A 21,457-nucleotide genomic window follows, 5' to 3' on the forward strand; every position below is an offset into this window, starting at 1 on the left:
CACTTCTAAATGGAAAAAAGCACCAGCAATGCCGGTGCTTTTATTAACATGGCTAAACCTTAGAACTGCATCGTCAGGCTGAACTGGAAGTACTGACCAGTCACATCATAAGCCTCTGATACAGTGTTGATACCAGTACCACCACTGGCAAAACCCTGCCCCGCAAACGGCGGTTGCTTGTCAAACAAGTTACGCACATTCACGGTTACATTGGTTGCGTCGGTAATATACCAGGTGGCGAAAATATCATGGTAAACCACGGAAGGGAAAACGTTGGCCCCTTCCAGGGCAGCAAAGTCAGTAAAGTTAAAGTTACTGCCGTCCACAGAATCCACAGATGAATCCCAGTAGCGCATGCGCCATGCGAATGCCCAACTATCAAGCTCATAACCCAGGTTCAGGTTGGCTCTATTTTCTGGCGTAAATACCTGGCCGGTAAAATCAATCTCAGAACCATCTTCAATGCTGGTCTGGATGTACTCAATCAGGTGGTTCCAGACTAAATCGGCGGTAAAATCGCCAACGCCAGTTTCAAGTCGGTACGACAACTCAAAATCGATCCCCTGGGTATCAAAGTTATTTTCATTTGATGTACCGGAGTTGACCTCGACCAATGCACCATTGGCGTCACGAATGGCGCCTATTTGACCGGATGGATCAGTACAGGTTGGATCAAACGTACTTGGATCAACATCAAAACAGCGAGTAAGCACCGTTGTGCGGCTAGTTGTTGCGATAGCATCCTCAATGGATATATCGTAATAGTCGACGGTCATGGATAGGTCATCGATGATTTGCCAGACAAAACCGGCACTAAAGGTATCGGCCGTTTCTTCCTGTACTGTTGTACTGCCACCAATCGTACCACCTGTACTTTGTGCCTCTATTTGAGTTAATGCAAACTCACCCTGTGCTGCAACCCGCGCCGCAATTTCAGGAATCGACAAACAGTTCGCCCGAACATTGGCATCCAGTCCATCTGAGCCGTCAGCTTGTAAATTGTTACAAGGATCCGACACATTGGCGAAAGTCTCACCGCGACCACCGTAAAGATCGGCTATATTTGGCGTACGAACAGCCGTCGCAAATGAGGTCCGTAACATCAGGTCATCAAATGGCGAAAATTCAAGGCCTAAATTCCATGTTGTCTGACCCCCAACGATTTCATGATCCGCATAACGTGCCGCGGCATCAACAATCAATGCATCTAAAATCGGTAAACTGACCTCAGCATAAACATCATTGGTGTAAAAGCTGCCATCGGTAGGTTCCGATTTATTGGTACTGGAAGCACCAGTCTGGGCTAAATCACCGGGTTGAAACACGCCTTTTTCCAGGCGGTGTTCAATACCCGCAGCCAATCCCATGTAACCACCTGGCAACTCAAACGGTAATTCACCGGCGATACTGGCACCGGTAACAAACTGTTCCGCCTGGCCAAATACTTTGGCTGGAACCTTGATGTAATCAACCGCTTCAGGGGTAACTGTACCTGCACCAAACAAATCCAATGGCACACAGCCTTGTAATACAGCAAGGTCATTACGACATTTCAAACCGCCCATACCGTCATCTACGACATCAAAGGCTAAAGCAGTACGTTCAATGTTTACCTGGCCACCACTTTCCTGGCGTTGGTCCGTTTTGCCCCAACTAATAAAGGCGTTTACAACCCAGCTATCGCTGATGTCCCAGTCAAAACCAGAAGCGATGCGAATGGTGTCACGCTCAACATCGGTAGAACGTGGGCCAAATTCCACCATACGACGTACCAGTCCCGGCAACGGGTCATTCAGAGTTAAACCATCAGCGATCAAGGCATCTCTAAGACCTTGCGGTACCATCGGATTGCCAACCAGCAATCCTACCTCGCCACCGCGATCCGGTAAGTAAACATCGGTAATCGCATCAAATGGTACCGGTTCGATGGTAGAATCATTGGTTTTTGAGGTGTTCCAGTTAACCTCGGTAAACATTTCCAAGGAGTCGCTGACTTCCTGTTTGATATTTAACGCCGCATATTTACGCTCTATTGGCGTTACCAATTGACGGTAAGATGCCCGGTTAAACCTGTCACCACTGTCATCACTGGCACCATTAAATGGTGTACCGTCGGTATTGTAACCACCAACGCGGCCCGCTGGCGGGAATGAAGAAAAAATGTTGCCGATTACTTCATTACCGTCATCGTCAAGGACGATGGCCTGGTCAAATTCGGAAAACTCACGATCAGACGATTTCAGGCCTTTATCATCATCGTAACCAATCGCCATGGTGACACTACCAGTGTCCCAGCTGTTACCTGCGGTCATATTAACCGTATATTTTTCCCGGTCGCTTTCGGCGGATATACCCGTTTGGGCGTTTAACTCTACCCCTTCGAAATCTTTCCGGGTGATGATGTTAACCACACCGGCGACCGCATCGGAACCGTAAACCGCGGAAGATGCACTCTTTAGGATCTCTATTCGTTCAATCATCGAGGCGGGAATGGCGTTCAAATCAACCGCATATCCCACAGAGGGAGATACACCCGAAACAAAACGGCGACCATTGACTAACACCAGGGTTCTGGATTCACCCAAGTTACGCAAGGCAGTGGTGTTCAGGCCCACCGAACCGGTGGTAAAAGCAGAATTAGATTGGTCAGTACCCGCGATAGCAACCGGGGTTTGGTTAAGGACATCGGCGACGTTCAAGGCACCTGTCTCAAGGATGTCATCCCGCCCGATTACGGTAACCGGAACTGGGGTTTCAAGGTCAGTTCTCTTGATCCGAGAACCGGTAACTTCAATTCGCTCGACTTCTTCAACAGCTTCATCCTGAGCATATACGTTTGTAGAAAGTGAATTTAACGCGATTAATACTGCACTACTTAAAAACGTTAAAGAACACCGGTGAAAACTAACGGAATTAGTATTCATGGTTTCTCCCTGGACCTTTTCTGGTCTTAGTTTTTTATATTATTAACATGCAATAAAACAGTGTATTACGAATTAGACCATAGTAAAACTTCAGAAAAATGACAACTTAATGACAATTTCTAACCAAGGTTTGTGGTATCCATATCGCGCCGCCTTACATTTTTACAGTAACTTTGTTTGATTTTCGTGAGAGACAATGAAACCTGAAAACTGCGCCCTAGCCTTCAATATAAAAGACATTACGAGCTTTTGATTTCACATTAAAGCAGGGTAAAACAGGGGAAAGGCGCTCATTACGACTATTCGATAAACAGATTAAAGTGGGAGCTGATTTTTTTTAAAAAAATTGTAACTATATATTGCCAGTAAATATCCTTAATACCGGTGGATACCTTGATTTGGTTAGGGTATCTTAACCAAAAAACAAGTTGTTAGTGACTCCATGAACACCACCATCAATTTAAATTACATTGTAAATCTGATACATAATAAACAGTACCCACAAGCGCTGCATTTATTACAAAAACTGTCACGTATCCAGCCAAAGAACCCTGATGTGTGGCATTTGAAGGCTATTGCAGATCAAGCCACAGGAAATACCAAAGAGATTGAAGCTACCCTTCAAAAAGTATTAAATATTGCGCCTCAACATCGAGCCGCACTCAGTAACCTTGCGATCCACTATAGAAAGCAAGGCGACATAATGAAGGCGTTAACTACATGGAATAGACTACTATCATTAAACCCAAATGATATTCGGGCTTTGTATCAATCAGGTCTCCTAAATCACCAGTTGAAAAAGTATTGTGAATCGGAACTGTTGTTAAAAAAAGCGCTGTTGCTCAATCCTGACAACGTTAATATTAAACTGGCGTTGGGTCAAAGTTACCTACACCAGGAAAAACTGGAATTAGCTGAACAAGAATTTCAGTCCATCATCGAAAATAGCCCAACAAACATAGCAGCGCTGAATAATCTCGGTATCGTATACAAAAAACAATGCGTTTGGAATAAAGCCATCTTAGTACTTGAAAAGGGGTTGAGTATGGCACCAAATCAGCCTGAGCTACTAAAAAACCTGGCGAGTTGCCTGACGTTAATGGGGCAGTCGACACAAGCTCAAAAAATCTATGAAGCTCTGGTAGAAAATCAGCCGGCCGATATTGATGCTCACCACTGGCTAAATCACATACTTTGGGAAAGTCAAAGTAGCGAATTCCTGTCGTCATACAAGCGAGCGATTAAAAAACGCCCTACCGATCTAAATTTGCAGTTAGCCTTAGCGAGAAAGCAACATCAAGCGGGTTTAGTTGATGAGGCTGAACAATCCTTGTTGGAGTTGCTTCGTCACGATAAAAAACACGGTGGAGCAAATATAGAATTATCGCGGCTATATCAGAGGCAACGAAAGTTCGACCGGGCATTTAAACATGCCAAATTAGCGACTTCGCATACAGATAGTGAGATTGCGAAAGAAGAGCTTGGTAAAGCTTATATGGGTATTGAAAAGCCCGAAAGAGCCCTGAAAATATTTAATTTACTATTGCAACAGTCTCCCTATCACCAAGGCTGGCTCGCTTATAAATCCATTGCGCTTAGGCTGTTGGGGGATGCTCAATATGATTATTTATGTGATTATCAGAAATTTATATTGGCCTGCGAGATTAACGTACCTCAGGGGTATAATAGTATCGAAGAGTTTAATCAGGAACTGGTAACAGTAATTAGCCAGTACCATTATGCGAAAGCACACCCTCTTGATCAGACTTTAGTGAACGGCAGCCAGACTGGTGAAAAGTTATTCGACTATCAAATACCAATAATAAAGCAATTGGTAAGTTCGTTTCGGGAACAAATCAGTGCGTTTCTCGCCAACCTGCCTAAAGACCCTAACCATCCTTTGTTACAGAGAAATACCGGCGCCTTTAGCGAAACGGATTCCTGGTCAGTTATTCTCCAAAGCAGCGGTTTTCATAAAAACCATTATCACCCAGCCGGTTGGTTTAGTAGTGCTTACTACGCCTCGGTTCCCTCCTGCGTGAGACAATCAGAGTCAGGACAAGGGCATATAAATTTTGGACAACCCGGTTTCGAACTCCCTGTCCCGCTTAGTAGCGAAAAGAGCCTTGCGCCAAAGCCTGGTTTGTTGGTCTTGTTCCCCTCTTATTTTTGGCATGGCACTACCCCGTTTGAAAGCAATGAAAAAAGAGTCACGACACCGTTTGACATTATTCCCAAACAAGCACTTTAATTATCCCAAAAATGCTGTATATTCAATGAAGTAAATGAGAAAAACTAGGAGACAAAATGTACATAAACCGACACGCAGTTTTAATGATTGCATTAACTGCGATAACAGCATGCTCGGGCACCCCTGAGTCAGAGCGCATAGCGCAAAACGATGATGGGAAAATTTGCCGTTATGAAAAAGTAACGGGCTCTCATATAGGCACACGAATTTGTCGAACCCCTGAGCAAATAGAAAAAGAAAAACAAGATGCTCAAGAAGCATTACGTACATTACAGCGCGGACGCACAAACAACACCAATTAACCAGACAAGCCGATAACACATAATTTTGCGTATCGGCTTGCTGTTCTTCTTTTTAGACTAACACCCCGTCATGTTAACAACGTCTTACTTATATAAAAGCGTCAATCAAGAATGATTCGCTAAATGCATGCGATAATTTTTCCACTTATCTAGCGATGTTTGAAACAAAGGCTCTCGGACTTTCCAAACGCTTGCCGTCTGTACCGCATTTGTGGCGTTATGAAAATTAAAACAATCTGGTTCAAAGTTTAAATCCAGCCGACCCAGTAAGGTTGTCACAGTCTCGGTGAAATTCGTAACCATATCCTCGTATTTAACAACTATAATGTCGTCTTTATACTTCTCCTGAAATGCCTGCAACCATTTTTGCTGAACCGAGCATACATCTAAAATATCTTGCACCCTCGTCGCATAAGATTGACTTGGCCCAAGCCTTAAAAATAAAACCGATAAAGCGATATCGAGTGGATTACGTTGCGTAATGATAAACTTGGCATCAGGTAACATCGCTTTTATCAGGGGGATATTAACAATATTATCCGGCCTTTTATCAGTTACCAGTTTTTGCCCACTGTCATAAGAACTCAGCAGTTCGACATATTGGTTACGCCAACTACTCAGCATTTGTTCGTTCACCTGGTTGGTACCGGACGAGAAATTTCTTTGGATAAATTCGCGTAACTTAGTGAAAAATGCGAGTTCTCCAGCTGGCGTTATCTGACTATGGCATCCTAAAACCTGCTCCAGCAATGTGGAGCCTGAGCGAAACATTCCACAAATAAACACGGGAACTGGGCTCGGCATTGGCGGGGGTGAAGAACTTAAGCCATCGACATATGCCGTTAATTTTTTCACTCTACTTGCATATTCCTCAAGGTCAAATTGAGGGTTTACCTGTCTGTTTAACTCATTCGCCTGCAAAGCCGATTGGAACGCGTTATCAAATTGCCCCAACTTATCGAACAAATGAGCCCTTGCATAATGCAGATTAATTTTGTCTGACAAATTCAGGTTAGTTATATTAAGTGCCTGGTCAATTGCATGAAGTACTTTTAATTGCTTAGCTTTGCCGGTCACCAACTCTGCTAATCGGGATAAAGCATCGCAGTGAAACGGTTCCAGGACGAGGATATTTTCAAGAAGCTGTTGTGCCTCCAGCCGGTTTCCCATTTCTTCATAAAGCGTGGCTAAATTAAACATTGCAATGATGTAGTCTGGCTTTAAGGACAGCGCTTTTTGAAGGTGGGTAATCGCCTTATGTCTATCAGCATTTACCAATAGTTGAGCAATGGCGACATATACCTCCTCCGGTTTGTCTACGCCCCTATCCAGCGCCTGTTGATAAGCAGCAACTGCATCGTCATTTGCCCCAGACTTAGCCAGATAATAACCATAGTTGAAATAGTCATTCGGATTCACGTCATTTGACTGTAACCTAACAAGCTCTATTGCTTTAGCTGCGTAAATGAAAAGCCCCTGTTGGCTGGAGAATTTCAGTAAATCCTGAAACAACGTCTGATGTTCTGGAGCCAGTGTCAGCAATTTAAACATGCTCTGACAAGCTTTTTCGATTTGCCCCTGTTGCAGGTATAAGTTAATCAATTGATTGATATGCGCTTTATTTTGGGGATTACTTTGGTGGAGATTTTCTAATGCCTGGATGCTCTGATCTTTGCCCCCAAGGCTAACGTTCTTTTTTACTATTTGGGCGGTATGCTCAAAATCAGTCATAATTCGTGGTATCGCTCTTATTGATTCCTAATGCACATTAATACCGTAAATTGATGTTAATATGAAACAATTCGCATAAAAAAAGCGATGCCGAAGCATCGCTTTTATCTCAATTACTTTCTCATTAGAAAGTAATTGTTGTACCTACGTAGAAGTTACGACCGATGTAGTGATACAAGGTAGTATCCGTGTTTGAATCGTCGTAATCTGAGTAGTAAGGCGGCTCTTCATCTGTCAAGTTGTCGATACCACCACGAATTGAGATATTATCTGTGATGTACCATGACGCACTAATGTTATGAGACATGAACGAATCCGCTGTTGGAGCATAATAATCTGCCGGATCGTCACCACCTAAGGCAACAGACTCAGTTGTTAACTCATCCACCCATAACAGGTTATAAGCAACAGCCCAACTATCACCGCGTACCTGAGCGCCAAAGTTATGCTTCCACTCTGGAATAGAACCAGAGCCAGAAGAACCTACGCCAACGTAGTCGACTGTATCTTCACCCGCGAAACTTTGAACTTCCCAATTCTCGATATAAGATGCTTCCCAATCGAAATTCCAGTCCAGACCTAACATTTCAATGTTGTATTGAATGTTATAGTCGATACCGCTAAGAGCCCAGATAGAAAGGTTGTCGTTAGTAGCTGGAGTACCGTCGAAGTCACCTACAGCGTTACGCACAACACCTGTACAGAATGAGTTAGAACCACCAACACCACCTGCAGAGCCAGCGCCGTAACATTGTGTCAGACGAGTACCTACACCAATAGAGCTGATAACATTTTCAACTTCAATATCATAATAATCAACAGTAAAGCTCAAACCTTCAAATGGTTCTACGACCAAACCTACAGTAAAGGTGTCAGCCGTTTCAGGACCTAGATCCGGGTTACCACCAACAACAGCACGTACCTGGCCGTTACCTTGACTCCAAGAGCCATCGCCTGGGATCAAACCATTTGCAACGTCATTCGCACAAGCCGCAGCATATTGCGCGTTCTCGTTAGGACCACCTACACCATTACATGGATCGCTGTAGTTCGTGTAAGAGTCAGATTGACCGCCGAACAACTCTCCAACAGTCGGAGCGCGGAATGCGGTAGACGCTACAGAACGAAGCATAATAATGTCGTTCATTCTCCAGGTTAAACCTAGTTTCCAGGTGTTGTCTGAACCAAAGGTATCGTAGTCGAAGAAACGCATAGCCGCTTCTAAGTCAACGCTTTGAGCCAGTGGTAAATCAGATAGTACAGGAACCACTAATTCTACAAACGCTTCGTCTACTTTGTAGCCACCCGCTGTCGGTTGTACCGCGTTACCTGAACCAATACCAGAAGAAGAGAATGCATCTGGCTGGTTAAACGCTGATTCTTCACGATGTTCGATACCTGCAGCAAAACCAAGTGCACCCGCCGGCAAGCTGAATAAGTCGCCAGAGACACTTGCGCCCATATGGTGCATTTCAGTACCTGATGTCCCTTGGTCGGTATAGCGTAGGTACGCTGCATCGGCTTCACTGATGCTACCTAAACCAAAGTAATTGATACATGGTTGAGAAGGATCGTTACCGTCAACAGTGTAATTATCCGGAGTACCGGTTACCGTTACGCCCACACAGTTTTCGTTAACTGATTTAATGGCGTTTTCCATGTTAATGTAGTTTTTAGAACGATCGATCGCGCTGTTACGGCCGTATGTGTAAAACGCGTTCCAGGAATAATCGCCGATCATGCCTTCGAAACCAGCAGTTAACTGTACTGAGTTAACTTCCTGCTCGAATACACGAGGACCGACTTCCTGCATACGACGCAGAGGATAAATCGTTTCATCAACGCCCGGAGTTCCAAAGTCATAAAGACCTACAAACGGATAGATACCTGGATCTGAGCTCATCGTCCAGTTACGACCATTTGCACCATACGCATAATAAATTGGCTGTGGAGCCATTTGCTGTGTTGAGTGACGATTTGTATAAAAACCTTCCGCGAAGAAGTTAGTGTTATCAGAAATCTCGTAATTACCCAAAACTGAAACGTTATAGCGAGTAGCAGGAGTAAACAGGTATGAAGATGCTGAATAGTTATAGCGATCGTTACCCTCACCACCATTGATCCAATCGTGATAACCAAGCGGAGACGTTGAACCGTTTCCACCAGGCTCAAATTGAACACGACGGCCGTCAGGCAAAAATGCGTTCATACCAAGCGAGAAAGACGAACCGGCACAGTAAAGGGACGGGTTTCCATTCTCATCGATCTCTTCAGCGATAGGACACGCAGAATATGGGCGATCTGCTTGACGAACTTCACCACGGTCATAATAACCTAAGTTTACCGTGATGTTACCCTTGTCACTTGAAAGTCCAAATGTTGTACTGATACTAGATTCATCACCGTCACCTTCCGAGGTTTCTGAATAGCTGGCATCAAACTCAAAACCTTCAAAATCATTGCGCATAATGATGTTAACCACACCAGCAATGGCGTCAGAACCGTATACAGCAGAAGCACCATCTTTCAATACTTCGATACGCTTAACGGCGGCCATAGGAATGGTGTTTAAGTCGACGGTTGCTGTTGCACCAGTACCTGAAGCAACCATACGGCGACCATTTACAAGAACTAGCGTACGGTTTGAGCCTAAGCCACGAAGGTTAACGGTTGCATTACCATTACCACCGTTGTTCACAGCAGCTGTTAGACCACCCGACTGTGCTGTAAGATTTTGTAGCGCATCAGCAACGTTGGAAATACCCTGAATTTTCATGTCTTCGGTAGTGATAACACTAACTGGAGAAGCACTTTCAAGGTCTGCACGTTTGATACGTGAGCCTGTAACCTCAATACGCTCAACTTCTTCTTCAACAACAGCTTCTTCAGCAAATGCATAAGAAGAAGCCGTATTTAAAGCCATTAATACAGCAGTGCTGACTAATGAAGTGCGGCCAAAAAAGCCACTATTATTATTTTTCATAACTACTCCCTGGAGTTTTTTATTTTTTCTTGCTTTTTTAAATTGTTTTAATATTTGTTTACAACTTAAACAACGCCGTAACAATTTATTTCAATATTATTTGTTTGACAAGACTTGACAAATTAAAAAACACCTACTAACGGTTCATTTTCTCAACACTTTAGAAAATCTCATTCATAAAAATTCGCATATGTGAAGAAAAAGTGAATAAACGCTTTTAAAATCCGGTTTTTTCGTACGAAAAAACGGGTAGTAATAGTAAGGGTTAGTTTACGGGCACTCAGCCGATATTATGGTTAACAATTCGACTGAATATCGGTTGCGTTATTTAATGCAGAATATTGCTCAAAAGAAAGATGCTTTGCATATTTATTCAGGCAAAACGAAAAGCAAAAAAATGTTTATGGTGTGCTGAATTTTTCGGGATTACTGCCGAATATTTGTTCATCCCGATATAAATATGTATATGGGGCTTGAATAACTGTTACTTTGGCTTTGAAATTACCAATAAGGTTGCGACGCTTTCCTGCTCTAAAGACAAGGGTTGCAATTGGTACTCGTCATTAGCGATGGAACCTAATAATTTTTCTAGTTCTGGTCTTGGTCGTGAGGCTTTAATTTGTTGCGTTAGTCGTTCAAAAAGTGCAAGGGTGTGATTTTTGTACAAGGCAAGTTTTTGTTTGCCTGTCGCAAAGTCTGACTTTTGATGGCAGATACATATATCGGCGATTTTTACTAATTGTTGTTCGAGCCATAATACTTCTTCACTACCCGATATGCTTCCACGATATTGAGTTAATGAGCTAAACAGTTTTTTTCTGAGTGCTTGTGAAACCGACACCGGTTCTGAAAACATCGACTCAAGCGCATTAAAAATCTGCATCTCATTTAGCAAGTTATCGATAACTTTCAGGCCAGTAATCGAATCCTGATAAGAAACAGAATCTGGAGAATGCATGACTGCATAAAATTCACCACCGGGTGTCAATAACCGCCATACTTCCGGTAAGGCAATCTCAAGATCCGCATATTCAATGGCAAAATTACTGGTGATTAGGTTAAATGAATTGGCTGGTAATTGAGTGTTTTCAATCGACGTATTACCTAAAAATTTTACCGACTGTAATACCTGGGTAATCTGGCTATCAGTAATCGTATTGAGAGGGTCGATATTGGCCAGATCGATGGCAACAATATCATTCAAATTGTTCAGCTGCGAACAAGCAATAAAAGGTAAAACCCCATTTCCTGTTCCCACATCCAGCATTCTTATTTCACCAGCATCCGTATAACGATGAAATACCTGACGCCAATGGTTAGCCAAAGAAGTCGGTATCCCCAATACACCTTCTGCTGTCCCGAAAGTACCCAGTGACTGATTTGTTTTCCAATAAAGATCCCAATTTTTCATGACGTTGGCTACTCGTTAATAATTTATTCAAGATGCTGACAAAAGCTGAAAAAAAAAGCGAACCAGAGGCTCGCTTTTATTCGATTCACACTAACTTAGAAAGATTGTGTGTAACGTACGTAAGTGATACGACCGTAACCGTTGTACAGGTTGAAGTTGTAATCACGACCGTCGTAGCCGAACAGTGGAGGCTGCTTGCCGCCAACGTTTTGAACACCTACAGAAATCTTACTGTTGAAGAAAGTGTTGTAGGTTGCTTGAACATCATGAGTTGTCCAGCTAGGAATGTGGCCTTCCTGTGTACCTGCGTCTTCTGCAGTGTCACCAATATAATTGACGTTCCATGCAAAATCAAAGTCGCTGATAGTGAAAGAATTAGACAAGGTAGCACGCATCTCTGGTACACCCGGATCGTTTACGTAGTCACGACCACCGTCAATGGTGTACTCATTCATGTAAGAAACCTGAAGGTTAGAACGTAAGTCACCACCAAGTACTTCAAACGTGAATTGACCGTTAAAGTCGAAACCAGAAGTTTCTAGGTCACCTTCGTTACCGTAACCAGTGTCGATTTGAGTGATAACGCCAGCACTGTTACGAGTTACACCAAGACCAGCTGGGATTGGGTCACCTGCTTCAGCACGGTCGATCAGGTTCTGAGATGAGAAGAACGCGATACGGTCAGTGATCTCAATTGAGTAGTAATCCAATGAGAAGTTGAACCACTCAAGTGGCTGCCAAGCTAAACCTAAAGCTACTTGCTCAGATTGCTCTGACTCAAGGTTAGGGTTAGCAATACGGTATGCATCAACCTGGATTTCACAGTCAGCATCTTGTCCTGCCGCAGCACAAGTGATCGGATCGTTCACTGAGTCAGCGGAGAATGCAGTTTTCTGAGTCAGGATATCAAGACCTGGAGCACGGAAACCTTCACCCCAAGAACCACGTACCACTAGACCGTCGATAGCTTCCCAACGAACAGCAACTTTTGGAGAGAAGTCTGAACCGTAGTCAGAGTAGTCATCCTGACGACCAGCAACAGTTACTTCTAAGTTATCGATTACTGGGATCAGAGTTTCGAAGTAGTAACCACGTGCCTGACGACCACCGCCAGCAGAGTTACCTGAAGAACCACCGATTTGGCCAGCTTCTGACAGTGAATCGTACTGATCAGCGTAGTACTCGTCACGCCATTCGAAACCTACAACACCCTGCATAGTACCCGCTGGTAATTCGATGATGTCAAATGAGGCAGATGCGTATACTTCGTCCTGGTTGAACTCAGAAATACGAGAAATCGTTGCCTTCATTGCGTTTAATACGTCTGCATCATTCTGGCTAGGGAATTGCAGATCATAAGTACCGTCGGCTAAGTAAGCAGCGGCAGTTGAACGTACTAGGTAGTTGCGACCGATATCGTAAGTTTTTGACTTAGTACGACGAGCACCAAAGTCAACAAATACGTTGTCTAAAACTTCACCTGAACCACCTACAACAAGATCCATTACTTCTGAATCAACTTCGTTGTCACGGTTACCTAGAGCCGCAAAACGGTGCCATGCGTAAACGCCCTGGTTTTCACCAAAAGCTGCATCGTACATTGCTGAATCAGGGTTAGTTGGGTTGTTCGGGCTGTCTGCTGGTACGAATACTGCGTCAGGAACTGGCGCATAACGACCGAAAGAGCTTGACTTAGATACGCTTGCGTTTGCAAACACAGTCCAGTCTTCGTTGATTTCATGTTCAGCGTTTGCGAATAAAGACAGGTTACCGGTTGAAGCTTCATCGGCAGAAACGTTAGCGTAGTTAAAACCACAACGGATTTGTTCGCCGTTAGAGTTTGCTAATGCACCAGAGCTTTCTAAGATTACGAAATCAGGTTCGTTACAAGCACCTGGTAACGCAGTCCAGTTGTAATAACCGGCTTCTGCTGTACCGAATGAGTTACCGTATACAGACGCTTGAGGCTCATACCAAGGGAAGTCACGAGCAAATACGATGTCACGTTTGTTCCAGGAAACACCACCTAATACACGAGTCGTATCAGAAGATGAACCAAATACTACAGAACCTTCTTCACGGTCGCCGCCTTCGTGCTCAATTTGAGCAGCACCAAGCTTCATTTCCATACCGTTGAAGTCTTTACGAGTGATGATGTTTACAACACCACCGATCGCATCAGAACCGTATGCAGCAGATGCACCATCAGTCAGAATTTCAACACGCTCAACAGCAGCCATAGGGATGGTGCTCAAATCCTGAGTACCACCAGTAGAAGGTGACTTAGGTAAACGACGGCCGTCAATCAATACCAAAGTACGGTCAGCACCGATACCACGAAGGTTGATTGAAGAAACACCCTGGGCACTTGAACCAGACTGTGGACGGAAAGAACCGGTTGAGTTGAAAGTCGTGTTACGCAATAAATCTGCAACTGAAGACTCACCAGATAAATCGATTTGAGTACGATCGATTACTGTTACAGGAAGTGCACCTTCCATGTCGGTGCGCTTAATGCGAGAACCAGTAACTTCGATACGTTCTACTTCTTCTGCTTGTGCTTCTTCTTCCGCTGCGAAAGCGTTGGCAGAGATAGCTGCAGTTGCACTTGCACCAAACATAAGGGCAAGACGAACTGACTTAGCAAGTTTATTATTGCTATACATGTTTACTCCCTGGACCACTTTACGTGATTCGTTTTTGTTAGAAATCAAAGCTTGAATGCTTTGTATTTTTGTATTAGTTGGGCTTTACTGCCCGATCTGTCGCAATGATATTAAACCGATAACTTTTCCAAGGTCAACCGATCAACCAATATTAATACAAGCTTTTTTACACTTTTTAACCAAAACCAGCATTTTTGAACACTTATCAAGCAAATATTAACCCTTTTTTAACCTTATAATTTCGTTTTTAGAACAACAGCCCGCTTTAAGCAGCCTAATTTTAAGATCTACAGCACCTCATTAACATTTATCTTGACTTTTTGGCTTTACTCTTCCTTTTACACTGCAAAGCTTCGTTTACAGATATTACATAATCATTCGTACGAAAAGTTGTAACAAAGCATTACAATCTTGACAATCATAACTGCCGCTTTCATCCGTTTTAAAATGCCTATCTAAAATTCCTCATTGGTCGGTTGACAGAGAACTGATACAATCACCAAACTGAGTTAACTTTCTATTATTATCAACTCTGCTCATTCATATTATTGTCAGGTAAGGCCGTTACAAAGGGACATCCGTTGGAGTTTTTTTCCGATCCATCATTATTAATTACCCTGTCTGTCGTTGGACTGATCGCCGGATTTATCGATGCAGTTGCTGGCGGTGGTGGCCTGCTCACCGTTCCCGCATTGTTAACCTCAGGCTTGCCTCCTCATATGGTGCTTGGAACCAATAAGCTATCCGCGAGTTTTGCATCATTTACCGCCTCAATGACATTTTTTAAAAAACGATTATTTAACCCCCTGTTCTGGGCCCAGGCAGCTGTCGCCACAGCAATTGGGGCGCTTTTCGGCACTCTGGTGGTGAATCTGGTAAGTGGTGAGTTGTTGGAAAAAGTGTTACCACTGATAATCCTGTTGTGTGCGATATACACAGTCACCATAAAATCGGCAACCGAGCAAACGCACCGGCTTCCCGAGGTGAACAATAAATTACGTATCAAACAATGGTTGCAAGGTTGTAGCCTGGGTTTTTACGATGGCGTAGCCGGACCTGGTACCGGGACGTTCTGGACCGTATCATCACTCGGTCTGTATAAAATGAATATTTTGTTAAGTTCCGGCCTTGCCCGTTCGATGAATTTCATCAGCAACTTTACCTCCTTGCTGACGTTTATTTATCTTGGACATGTTAACTTTGTGGTCGGTTTGTCAATGGGGCTATTTATGATTCTTGGCTCCTGGCTCGGAGCCCGGTCGGCAATTCGTTACGGGAATAAATTTATTCGCCCTATCTTTCTTTTCGTGGTAATCATTATGGCAATAAAACTTGCGCTAGACGCCTGGTCGTAAGGAACGAGATGAGACCACAAATACAAAGACTTCAGCAATTACTTGAACAGTTAGTGCTCGATGCAAAGGCGGTCGATGAGCAGAACAGGCATCGTCGCTCTCACTATTACCTGCAGCAGCAGGCGCTGTTCGACGATAAGTTGTTTAATCGCTCATATGATACATACAGTGGCTATATTCCAGAAATTCAGAAAAAGCTAAATCACCTGCAAACTTTACTGGACCACAGCCAGCAGGATCTTGCTTATAGCCTGTTAGAACAGTTGCAACTACAAATCTCTTCGTTAATTACCGCCATAAAAGCGAATGACAGTCGCCATCGTGATAGTGACTATCGTTTACAGCGTCGACAACGGATATCGAGTCAGAAAGCACGATCAATCACCGCACAGATAATCCGACCAAGCCGCGAGCTATACGAAAAGCTGGCAGAATACCAGGGCTTTGAAAAGCGACTTGAACAAATGCTATTTGATGCCCAGGATGAATTAAAGCGAGCGCCGGCTCAAAGTTCCGAACTGCAAACTAAAGTTCTGACATTGCATCAGAGGCTAGGCCGCTGCCGACAGGCTATTGCTAAGCTAGAAGTGGAGATCGAGAAGATTAAGTAACGAGGTTAACGCCTCGTTACTGTTGTAGAGGTAAGCTAAGCTGGTGGATAAAATACTCTCGTTGTCGTATTTTCGGTGTCAGACTGTCGTCGGTGGATACTTAAACAGTGCATGAATCGTTACCAGTTTTATGAGACCTGACTGACCTGAATTTAATACTCGACACATATCTACGCTATTCTTACCATCCATTCCATTATACTCGCTAAAGAAAGATAGAATTTGTTTTTGGATTATTGATTAATGTTTACACTGAGAGTCGCTATCGAATAAAAGAAGCATGCTAAAGACTTATCATTCAGCAGGTATGCTAGCCAATGGTCGAAAATTTATTTAGCGAAGGTAAGCTATAAAGGAATCTGAATTCTGAGGCCTGAAACCTGAATCCTTTGAAAAGTATTGGTGGCCCCTCCCCCAGCCGCATCCCGGCACATGAGTCGTCTGCTGCGGTTGCTTCCTTCCGGACCTGGCCGAGTTCACAGAGTATCATTGCGGGAGGACCGAGAGAGGCGCCTCAGAAGCTGTACGAATGAATACAGCGACGCGCATTATGCGCAATCACATCATTGCATGCAAGCCCTAAAAGGGAAAAAGTGCAAATTTAGCAAAGCGACTATTTCGAGTCGCTTTGCTAAATTTGCAGGTCTCAGGATTCATGTCTCAGGTTTCGGAGGGCGAACGGCCTTAACGCCGGCTTAGAGCACGCTTCGCTCCTGGCACGCTGATAAATCAGCTCCTAGCATGCAATCAGAAATTGCGCCTAGCTGCTAGCAAGTTTTTTTTAGGGTAGCGGGTACATAAAACCAAAGGTTTTATTCCGGGGACGCCAATGAATAGCATTGGCTCCGGGTACGGAAAATTAAAACTTTCCTTCAGGTAAAGGTTATTTGTTGTCACCTCTAGTCAGCTTTCGACACCCCTAGACACCTATAGACACCCAATATAGTTAGCAGGTAATAAAGCTTCGTCATTTCCTGCCACGACAGGAAATCTCAGTCAAAGCCGTGAGAGCGAGATCCCGGTCGACACCGGGATGACAGGGGGGCATTGCTCAAGTTCCCACCGATGTATATCTCCCTCGACGCAGTCTTCACCGACAACGTCCTCACCGAAAGAAACTAGTTTCTTTCCTCACCGACGTTAGTCTCCTTCTTTAACAGCATTAATGTGCATACATTAATGCTAAACTAAAAACACTCCGGCCGCTTCGCCCGTTCCGCACTGTAAAGCGCCTTAATGGAATCTAGCTCCTGCTCAACCTGAGAACTAATGTGGCGGCTTTGGTGAAAGACGATACGCTTGTGCTTAAAATCAAACTCAACCGGTAGCACAGGGACCTGAGCATCCTTGGCAATAAACATGAAGCCTTTTTTCCATTCCGGTACCTTTTTACGAGTACCTTCCGGAGCTATCACCAGTAATAACTGTTCCCGCTTGTTAAATTCGTCAACCATTTGCCCGACGACTCCGTGCGGAGCGCTTCGATCAATAGCAATACCACCAAGTTTTCGCATCCACCACCCCAGAGGTCCTTTAAATAACGTGTCTTTACCAAGGAAGCTCACTTTTAGATTTAAGGCCCATTTTGCTGCCAGGCCAACCATAAAGTCCCAATTGGAGGTATGCGGTGCAACAATGACAAGTAGTTTTTTTTCATTTGGCAGTTGTCCGCTAAGCTGCCAGCCGGACAGGGAGAGCATTTTACGGCCCAGCCAATGAGTAAACCCCGCTTGGGTCTGAGGAATATTGTCCGGCGTTACCGGTAAAAAGGTACTCATAAATCCATTTCTCCATCCAGAATGTGCTTGCCAATAACACATTCTTTAATGAATGATTCACTATCATCCGTTGCGCTCCCAAACCAGCACGACAACCCAACAAAACAAGCTCTGTCCGTTCATTACCACAGTGAGCTGTTTGTCAGCACTATTTCAAATGCTCTAGGCAGTCCGGTTTAGGTTTGCGCTATTTATTGATTAAACTCCTTTTGTAACTGATAGGCAACTGTTTGTAGCTGCAGGACATTTTCTTTACCGATACGAAGTAGCAATTTATCGACATCGGAACGCCCTTCAATGTCTTCACTTTGATATTTATACACAACGCCTGGCTGGATTAACACCGGGCTCTGCTCAGGATATTCAAATGCCAGGATTTGTGAGATAACGTCATCACGGACCTGATCAAACGAGCGCTCGGGATAACCCAGCTCCTGATAAGCTTCCTCAAGTAAGGGAGACAACTGTTCATACATAGCCACCAGTTCCTTAGGCTCAAAACTGGCGGCAAGTTCAATATAACTTTGATAACGGCTATAGTTTTCCGGGCTAATCACAAATTCATTATCATTAACTGGTGATGCCTGAAATGTTCCATCAGGTGAATATACCGGGGCTTCTTTCGTCGCCACCTGTCCTTTAGCAAAGTTATCGGCGAATACTACGGTGCGCCTCAATACATCAGTGGGTACCAATATATCCAGCAATTGCGGCGACATACTAACTTCGCGAATAAGGCCCAGCGTTAACTCATCGCTGTTGTCGAGCTCAGGTAAGGTGTCTTCCTCTGGCTCCATTTCCGGTTGTGGTTCTGGCGTGGTGACAGGTTCTGGCTCTGGCTCGATTGGCTCTGGCTCGGTATCTTCCGGTTCCTGAATTTCAGGCTCCGGTTTTAACTTCTCGTCTTTTAAGTCGACAATGTCTGGTTGAGGACGATCCGCCGGGTTATCAATAAAAAACATATAATACCCCGCCCCCAGCAAGACCAGCACAATAATAATGATAATGATACCGAGTGGTCCCGATGATTGTGTATCGGTTGATTGTTTTTGTTCAGCGTTCATTCGATCCTCGTAATGATAATCGGGGCAATAATAAATTAAAAAACCGTCTCTTATTTAGCTTAGTTAATTGAGACAAAAAGAAAAATTATTAGTTCAGGAAAATTCAGGATGAGGATGCCGGGACGGGCACTGTGATTCAAAAAGGGTGAAAAGAGGCAGCAAACATTCGTCGTTGTTCTGCCTCAAAGGAAAAATTATCAGGTTGCGTCCGGTTGATTTTCAGGCAGAGCCGCCTTAAATGCGTCGAGTTGCTGGCAATTCTCATCGACTCTCAAAATCGTAGGAAATGCGCTAAGGTCAACATTAAAGCGCTTGGCGTTATAAACCTGAGGGATAAGACATAAATCAGCCATCGTCACGTTGTCGCCAAAACAGTATAAACCAGCAGTTTTTTCTAAACGTTGCTCTAATGCCATAAAACCGGTCTGAATCCAGTGTTGATACCAGGCCTGTTTTTGTTCGGCAGTAACGGATAATTCATCACTCAGATAGTTGAGCACCCGCAGATTATTCAGAGGATGAACATCACAGGCAATATCATTGGCCAGAGCCTGTACCATCGAGCGTTTTTGCAGGTCTTGTGGATACAACGCAGGACTGGGATATTTATGTTCCAGATAATCGAGAATAGCCATCGACTGGTTTAAGGTAAAGTCTCCATCTACCAGGGTAGGAACCAATTCATTCGGGTTTAACGCTTTATATTCGGCACTATGTTGTTGGCCCCCATCTTTCACCAAATGAACCGACAATAACTCATGCTCAATCTGTTTCAGGTTAAGGGCAATGCGTACTCGGTAGGCCGCCGATGAACGCCAATATCCGTATAACGAAATCATATAACACCTTCACTTCATTTAGCTGTAAGCTGCAAGCCGCAAGCTGTAAACCTCTTATAGCTTACAGCTTGTAGCTTAAAGCCTCTTATAGCTTACAGCTTGTAGCTTAAAGCCAACGATTTTTATAAATCATACGATTTTAAAAATCGTTCTATTTCTTATACTCAACTACGGTCTGGTCAATCGTACCGAAAATTGACTCGCCATTTTCGTCGAACATTTCGATACGTACTTTATCACCAAACTGCATAAATGGTGTTGATGGCTGACCATCAGCAATGATTTCCAGCATACGTTTTTCGGCAAGGCAGCTAGAACCAGCGCTACGGTCATAATTTGAAATCGTACCTGAACCAACAATACAACCTGCGCCTAATGGACGAGTTTTAGCAGCGTGGGCAACAATCGTTGGAAAGTCAAAAGTCATGTCAACGCCGGCATTCGGCTTACCAAACAACTCATCATTTAAGTGCGTGACTAACGGCAAAGATAGCTTTTTTCCGTCCCAGGCATTACCAAGCTCATCTGGGGTAACAGCAACAGGAGAAAAAGCACTGGATGGTTTCGACTGGAAAAAGCCAAAGCCCTTGGCCAGTTCACCAGGAATCAGGTTACGCAGGGATACATCATTAACCAACATCAATAATTTAATGTGATCTTGAGCTTCTTCAGGCGTCGCGCCCATAGGTACATCGTCGGTAATCACCGCGATTTCAGATTCAAAATCAATGCCCCACTCGGTAGAACCCATTTCAATATCGTCACGTGGACCAATAAAAGAATCGGAACCGCCCTGATACATTAGCGGATCAGTCCAGAAAGTTTCCGGCATTTCAGCATTGCGCGCTTTGCGAACCAGCTCTACGTGGTTTACATAGGCACTACCATCTGCCCACTGGTAGGCGCGAGGTAGTGGAGATTCACAGTCAGACTCAACAAAATCAAAGGCACCTTCAATTGCACCGGCATTTAAGTCAGAATACGTTGACTCAAGACGAGGCGCCAGGTCAGCCCAATTGTCGATTAGTTGCTGCATCGTAGTGGCAACGTCAGCGACGCTAATCGCTTTTTTCAAATCGCGGGATACCAGTACCAGTTGACCATCGCGGGTATTATTTTTAAGGGTTGCAAATTTCATTTAAAACTCTCTTCCACACATTGCTGATTAACTCATTTGTTGGGGCTTAGTAAAGCAGATTCAACCCAACTTTGGTTAATCCATTTATCGTTATCATTAAATATCAATTAGTGACGAAGAGTGTACGTGAAAACAGGGTATTGACCAATGCGAGGGGGTGCGACAAATCGCCAAATTTGTGCCTTTATGTTTACGACAAACCCGGCAAAGTCGTAAACCAAGCTTTACGCGTCAGGTTTCAGCATTCAGATTTCAGGTATCGAGGCGCTGCCGATGACAAAGCTTTACTTCGGTAGCGAGTACATAAATTCGTTGAATTTATTCCGGGTACGCCAATGGAAAACATTGGCTTCGGGTACGTAACTCAGGGAGTTACTCCGGGTTAAAGCGTTTCTTTATCATCA

13 protein-coding genes and 1 other RNA gene are annotated in these 21,457 nt (G+C 44.0%); 4 read left to right on the plus strand and 10 right to left on the minus strand.

Annotation, left to right across the window (positions count from 1 at the left end; genetic code table 11):
* Positions 1–59: 59 nt before the first annotated feature.
* Complete coding sequence (locus E8M12_RS11080; protein ID WP_136736208.1) at positions 60–2,924, minus strand: TonB-dependent receptor plug domain-containing protein; 2,865 nt, start codon at positions 2,922–2,924, stop codon at positions 60–62.
* 442 nt (positions 2,925–3,366) lie between these two features.
* On the opposite strand from E8M12_RS11080, the gene E8M12_RS11085 reads away from it, so the two are divergent.
* Together E8M12_RS11085 and E8M12_RS11090 are read left to right on the plus strand one after the other, a co-directional pair.
* Positions 3,367–5,175 (plus strand): tetratricopeptide repeat protein, encoded by a 1,809-nt coding sequence (locus E8M12_RS11085; protein WP_136736209.1) that lies wholly within the window; start codon positions 3,367–3,369, stop codon positions 5,173–5,175.
* A gap of 56 nt (positions 5,176–5,231) precedes the next feature.
* Complete coding sequence (locus E8M12_RS11090; protein WP_136736210.1) at positions 5,232–5,477, plus strand: hypothetical protein; 246 nt, start codon at positions 5,232–5,234, stop codon at positions 5,475–5,477.
* 105 nt (positions 5,478–5,582) lie between these two features.
* Here the strand turns inward: E8M12_RS11090 and E8M12_RS11095 are convergent, their stop codons facing one another.
* The 4 genes from E8M12_RS11095 to E8M12_RS11110 all read right to left on the minus strand — a co-directional run bounded on the left by E8M12_RS11095 (position 5,583) and on the right by E8M12_RS11110 (position 14,268).
* Entirely contained in the window at positions 5,583–7,208 is a 1,626-nt protein-coding gene (locus E8M12_RS11095) for a tetratricopeptide repeat-containing sulfotransferase family protein (RefSeq protein WP_136736211.1), read from the minus strand.
* 124 nt (positions 7,209–7,332) lie between these two features.
* Entirely contained in the window at positions 7,333–10,131 is a 2,799-nt protein-coding gene (locus E8M12_RS11100; protein WP_169303126.1) for a TonB-dependent receptor domain-containing protein, read from the minus strand.
* Between the two features lie 544 nt (positions 10,132–10,675).
* On the minus strand, positions 10,676–11,602 hold the full coding sequence (locus E8M12_RS11105) for a class I SAM-dependent methyltransferase (RefSeq protein ID WP_136736213.1): 927 nt from the start codon (positions 11,600–11,602) through the stop codon (positions 10,676–10,678).
* Between the two features lie 95 nt (positions 11,603–11,697).
* Positions 11,698–14,268 carry a TonB-dependent receptor gene (locus tag E8M12_RS11110; protein ID WP_136736214.1) on the minus strand — a complete coding sequence of 857 codons (2,571 nt, stop codon included), beginning with the start codon at positions 14,266–14,268 and terminating at the stop codon, positions 11,698–11,700.
* A 581-nt stretch (positions 14,269–14,849) separates the two neighbouring features.
* Here E8M12_RS11110 and E8M12_RS11115 point away from each other — a divergent pair.
* Both E8M12_RS11115 and priC read left to right on the plus strand, forming a co-directional pair.
* Entirely contained in the window at positions 14,850–15,623 is a 774-nt protein-coding gene (locus tag E8M12_RS11115; protein ID WP_136736215.1) for a TSUP family transporter, read from the plus strand.
* A gap of 8 nt (positions 15,624–15,631) precedes the next feature.
* Positions 15,632–16,234, plus strand: coding sequence for a primosomal replication protein PriC (priC, locus tag E8M12_RS11120; protein ID WP_136736216.1), 603 nt, complete (start codon positions 15,632–15,634; stop codon positions 16,232–16,234).
* Positions 16,235–16,643: 409 nt separating this feature from the next.
* On the opposite strand, the gene ffs is transcribed toward priC, so the two are convergent.
* From ffs to E8M12_RS11145, 5 genes are all read right to left on the minus strand, one after another.
* An RNA gene (gene ffs, locus E8M12_RS11125) (signal recognition particle sRNA small type) lies at positions 16,644–16,740 on the minus strand.
* A gap of 681 nt (positions 16,741–17,421) precedes the next feature.
* Positions 17,422–18,012: a lysophospholipid acyltransferase family protein gene (locus tag E8M12_RS11130; protein ID WP_136736217.1), complete on the minus strand. Its 591-nt coding sequence runs from the start codon at positions 18,010–18,012 to the stop codon at positions 17,422–17,424.
* A 191-nt stretch (positions 18,013–18,203) separates the two neighbouring features.
* Complete coding sequence (locus E8M12_RS11135) at positions 18,204–19,076, minus strand: DUF3014 domain-containing protein (RefSeq protein WP_136736218.1); 873 nt, start codon at positions 19,074–19,076, stop codon at positions 18,204–18,206.
* 197 nt (positions 19,077–19,273) lie between these two features.
* Positions 19,274–19,912, minus strand: a complete 639-nt coding sequence (gene maiA / locus E8M12_RS11140) for a maleylacetoacetate isomerase (protein WP_136736253.1) — start codon at positions 19,910–19,912, stop codon at positions 19,274–19,276.
* 154 nt (positions 19,913–20,066) lie between these two features.
* Positions 20,067–21,053: a fumarylacetoacetate hydrolase family protein gene (locus tag E8M12_RS11145; RefSeq protein WP_136736219.1), complete on the minus strand. Its 987-nt coding sequence runs from the start codon at positions 21,051–21,053 to the stop codon at positions 20,067–20,069.
* Positions 21,054–21,457: the final 404 nt, after the last annotated feature.

Source organism: Thalassotalea mangrovi (assembly GCF_005116735.1).
Taxonomy (GTDB): Bacteria; Pseudomonadota; Gammaproteobacteria; order Enterobacterales; family Alteromonadaceae; genus Thalassotalea_A; species Thalassotalea_A mangrovi.

What these genes read in the sequence shown, in the direction of transcription:
- E8M12_RS11090 (WP_136736210.1), top strand. Translation starts at nt 5,232, where the DNA reads ATGTACATAAACCGACACGCAGTTTTAATGATTGCATTAACTGCGATA.
- E8M12_RS11105 (WP_136736213.1), bottom strand. Translation starts at nt 11,602, where the DNA reads ATGAAAAATTGGGATCTTTATTGGAAAACAAATCAGTCACTGGGTACT.
- E8M12_RS11095 (WP_136736211.1), bottom strand. Translation starts at nt 7,208, where the DNA reads ATGACTGATTTTGAGCATACCGCCCAAATAGTAAAAAAGAACGTTAGC.
- E8M12_RS11080 (WP_136736208.1), bottom strand. Translation starts at nt 2,924, where the DNA reads ATGAATACTAATTCCGTTAGTTTTCACCGGTGTTCTTTAACGTTTTTA.
- E8M12_RS11130 (WP_136736217.1), bottom strand. Translation starts at nt 18,012, where the DNA reads ATGAGTACCTTTTTACCGGTAACGCCGGACAATATTCCTCAGACCCAA.
- E8M12_RS11110 (WP_136736214.1), bottom strand. Translation starts at nt 14,268, where the DNA reads ATGTATAGCAATAATAAACTTGCTAAGTCAGTTCGTCTTGCCCTTATG.
- E8M12_RS11085 (WP_136736209.1), top strand. Translation starts at nt 3,367, where the DNA reads ATGAACACCACCATCAATTTAAATTACATTGTAAATCTGATACATAAT.
- E8M12_RS11100 (WP_169303126.1), bottom strand. Translation starts at nt 10,131, where the DNA reads ATGGCTTTAAATACGGCTTCTTCTTATGCATTTGCTGAAGAAGCTGTT.
- E8M12_RS11145 (WP_136736219.1), bottom strand. Translation starts at nt 21,053, where the DNA reads ATGAAATTTGCAACCCTTAAAAATAATACCCGCGATGGTCAACTGGTA.
- priC (WP_136736216.1), top strand. Translation starts at nt 15,632, where the DNA reads ATGAGACCACAAATACAAAGACTTCAGCAATTACTTGAACAGTTAGTG.
- E8M12_RS11135 (WP_136736218.1), bottom strand. Translation starts at nt 19,076, where the DNA reads ATGAACGCTGAACAAAAACAATCAACCGATACACAATCATCGGGACCA.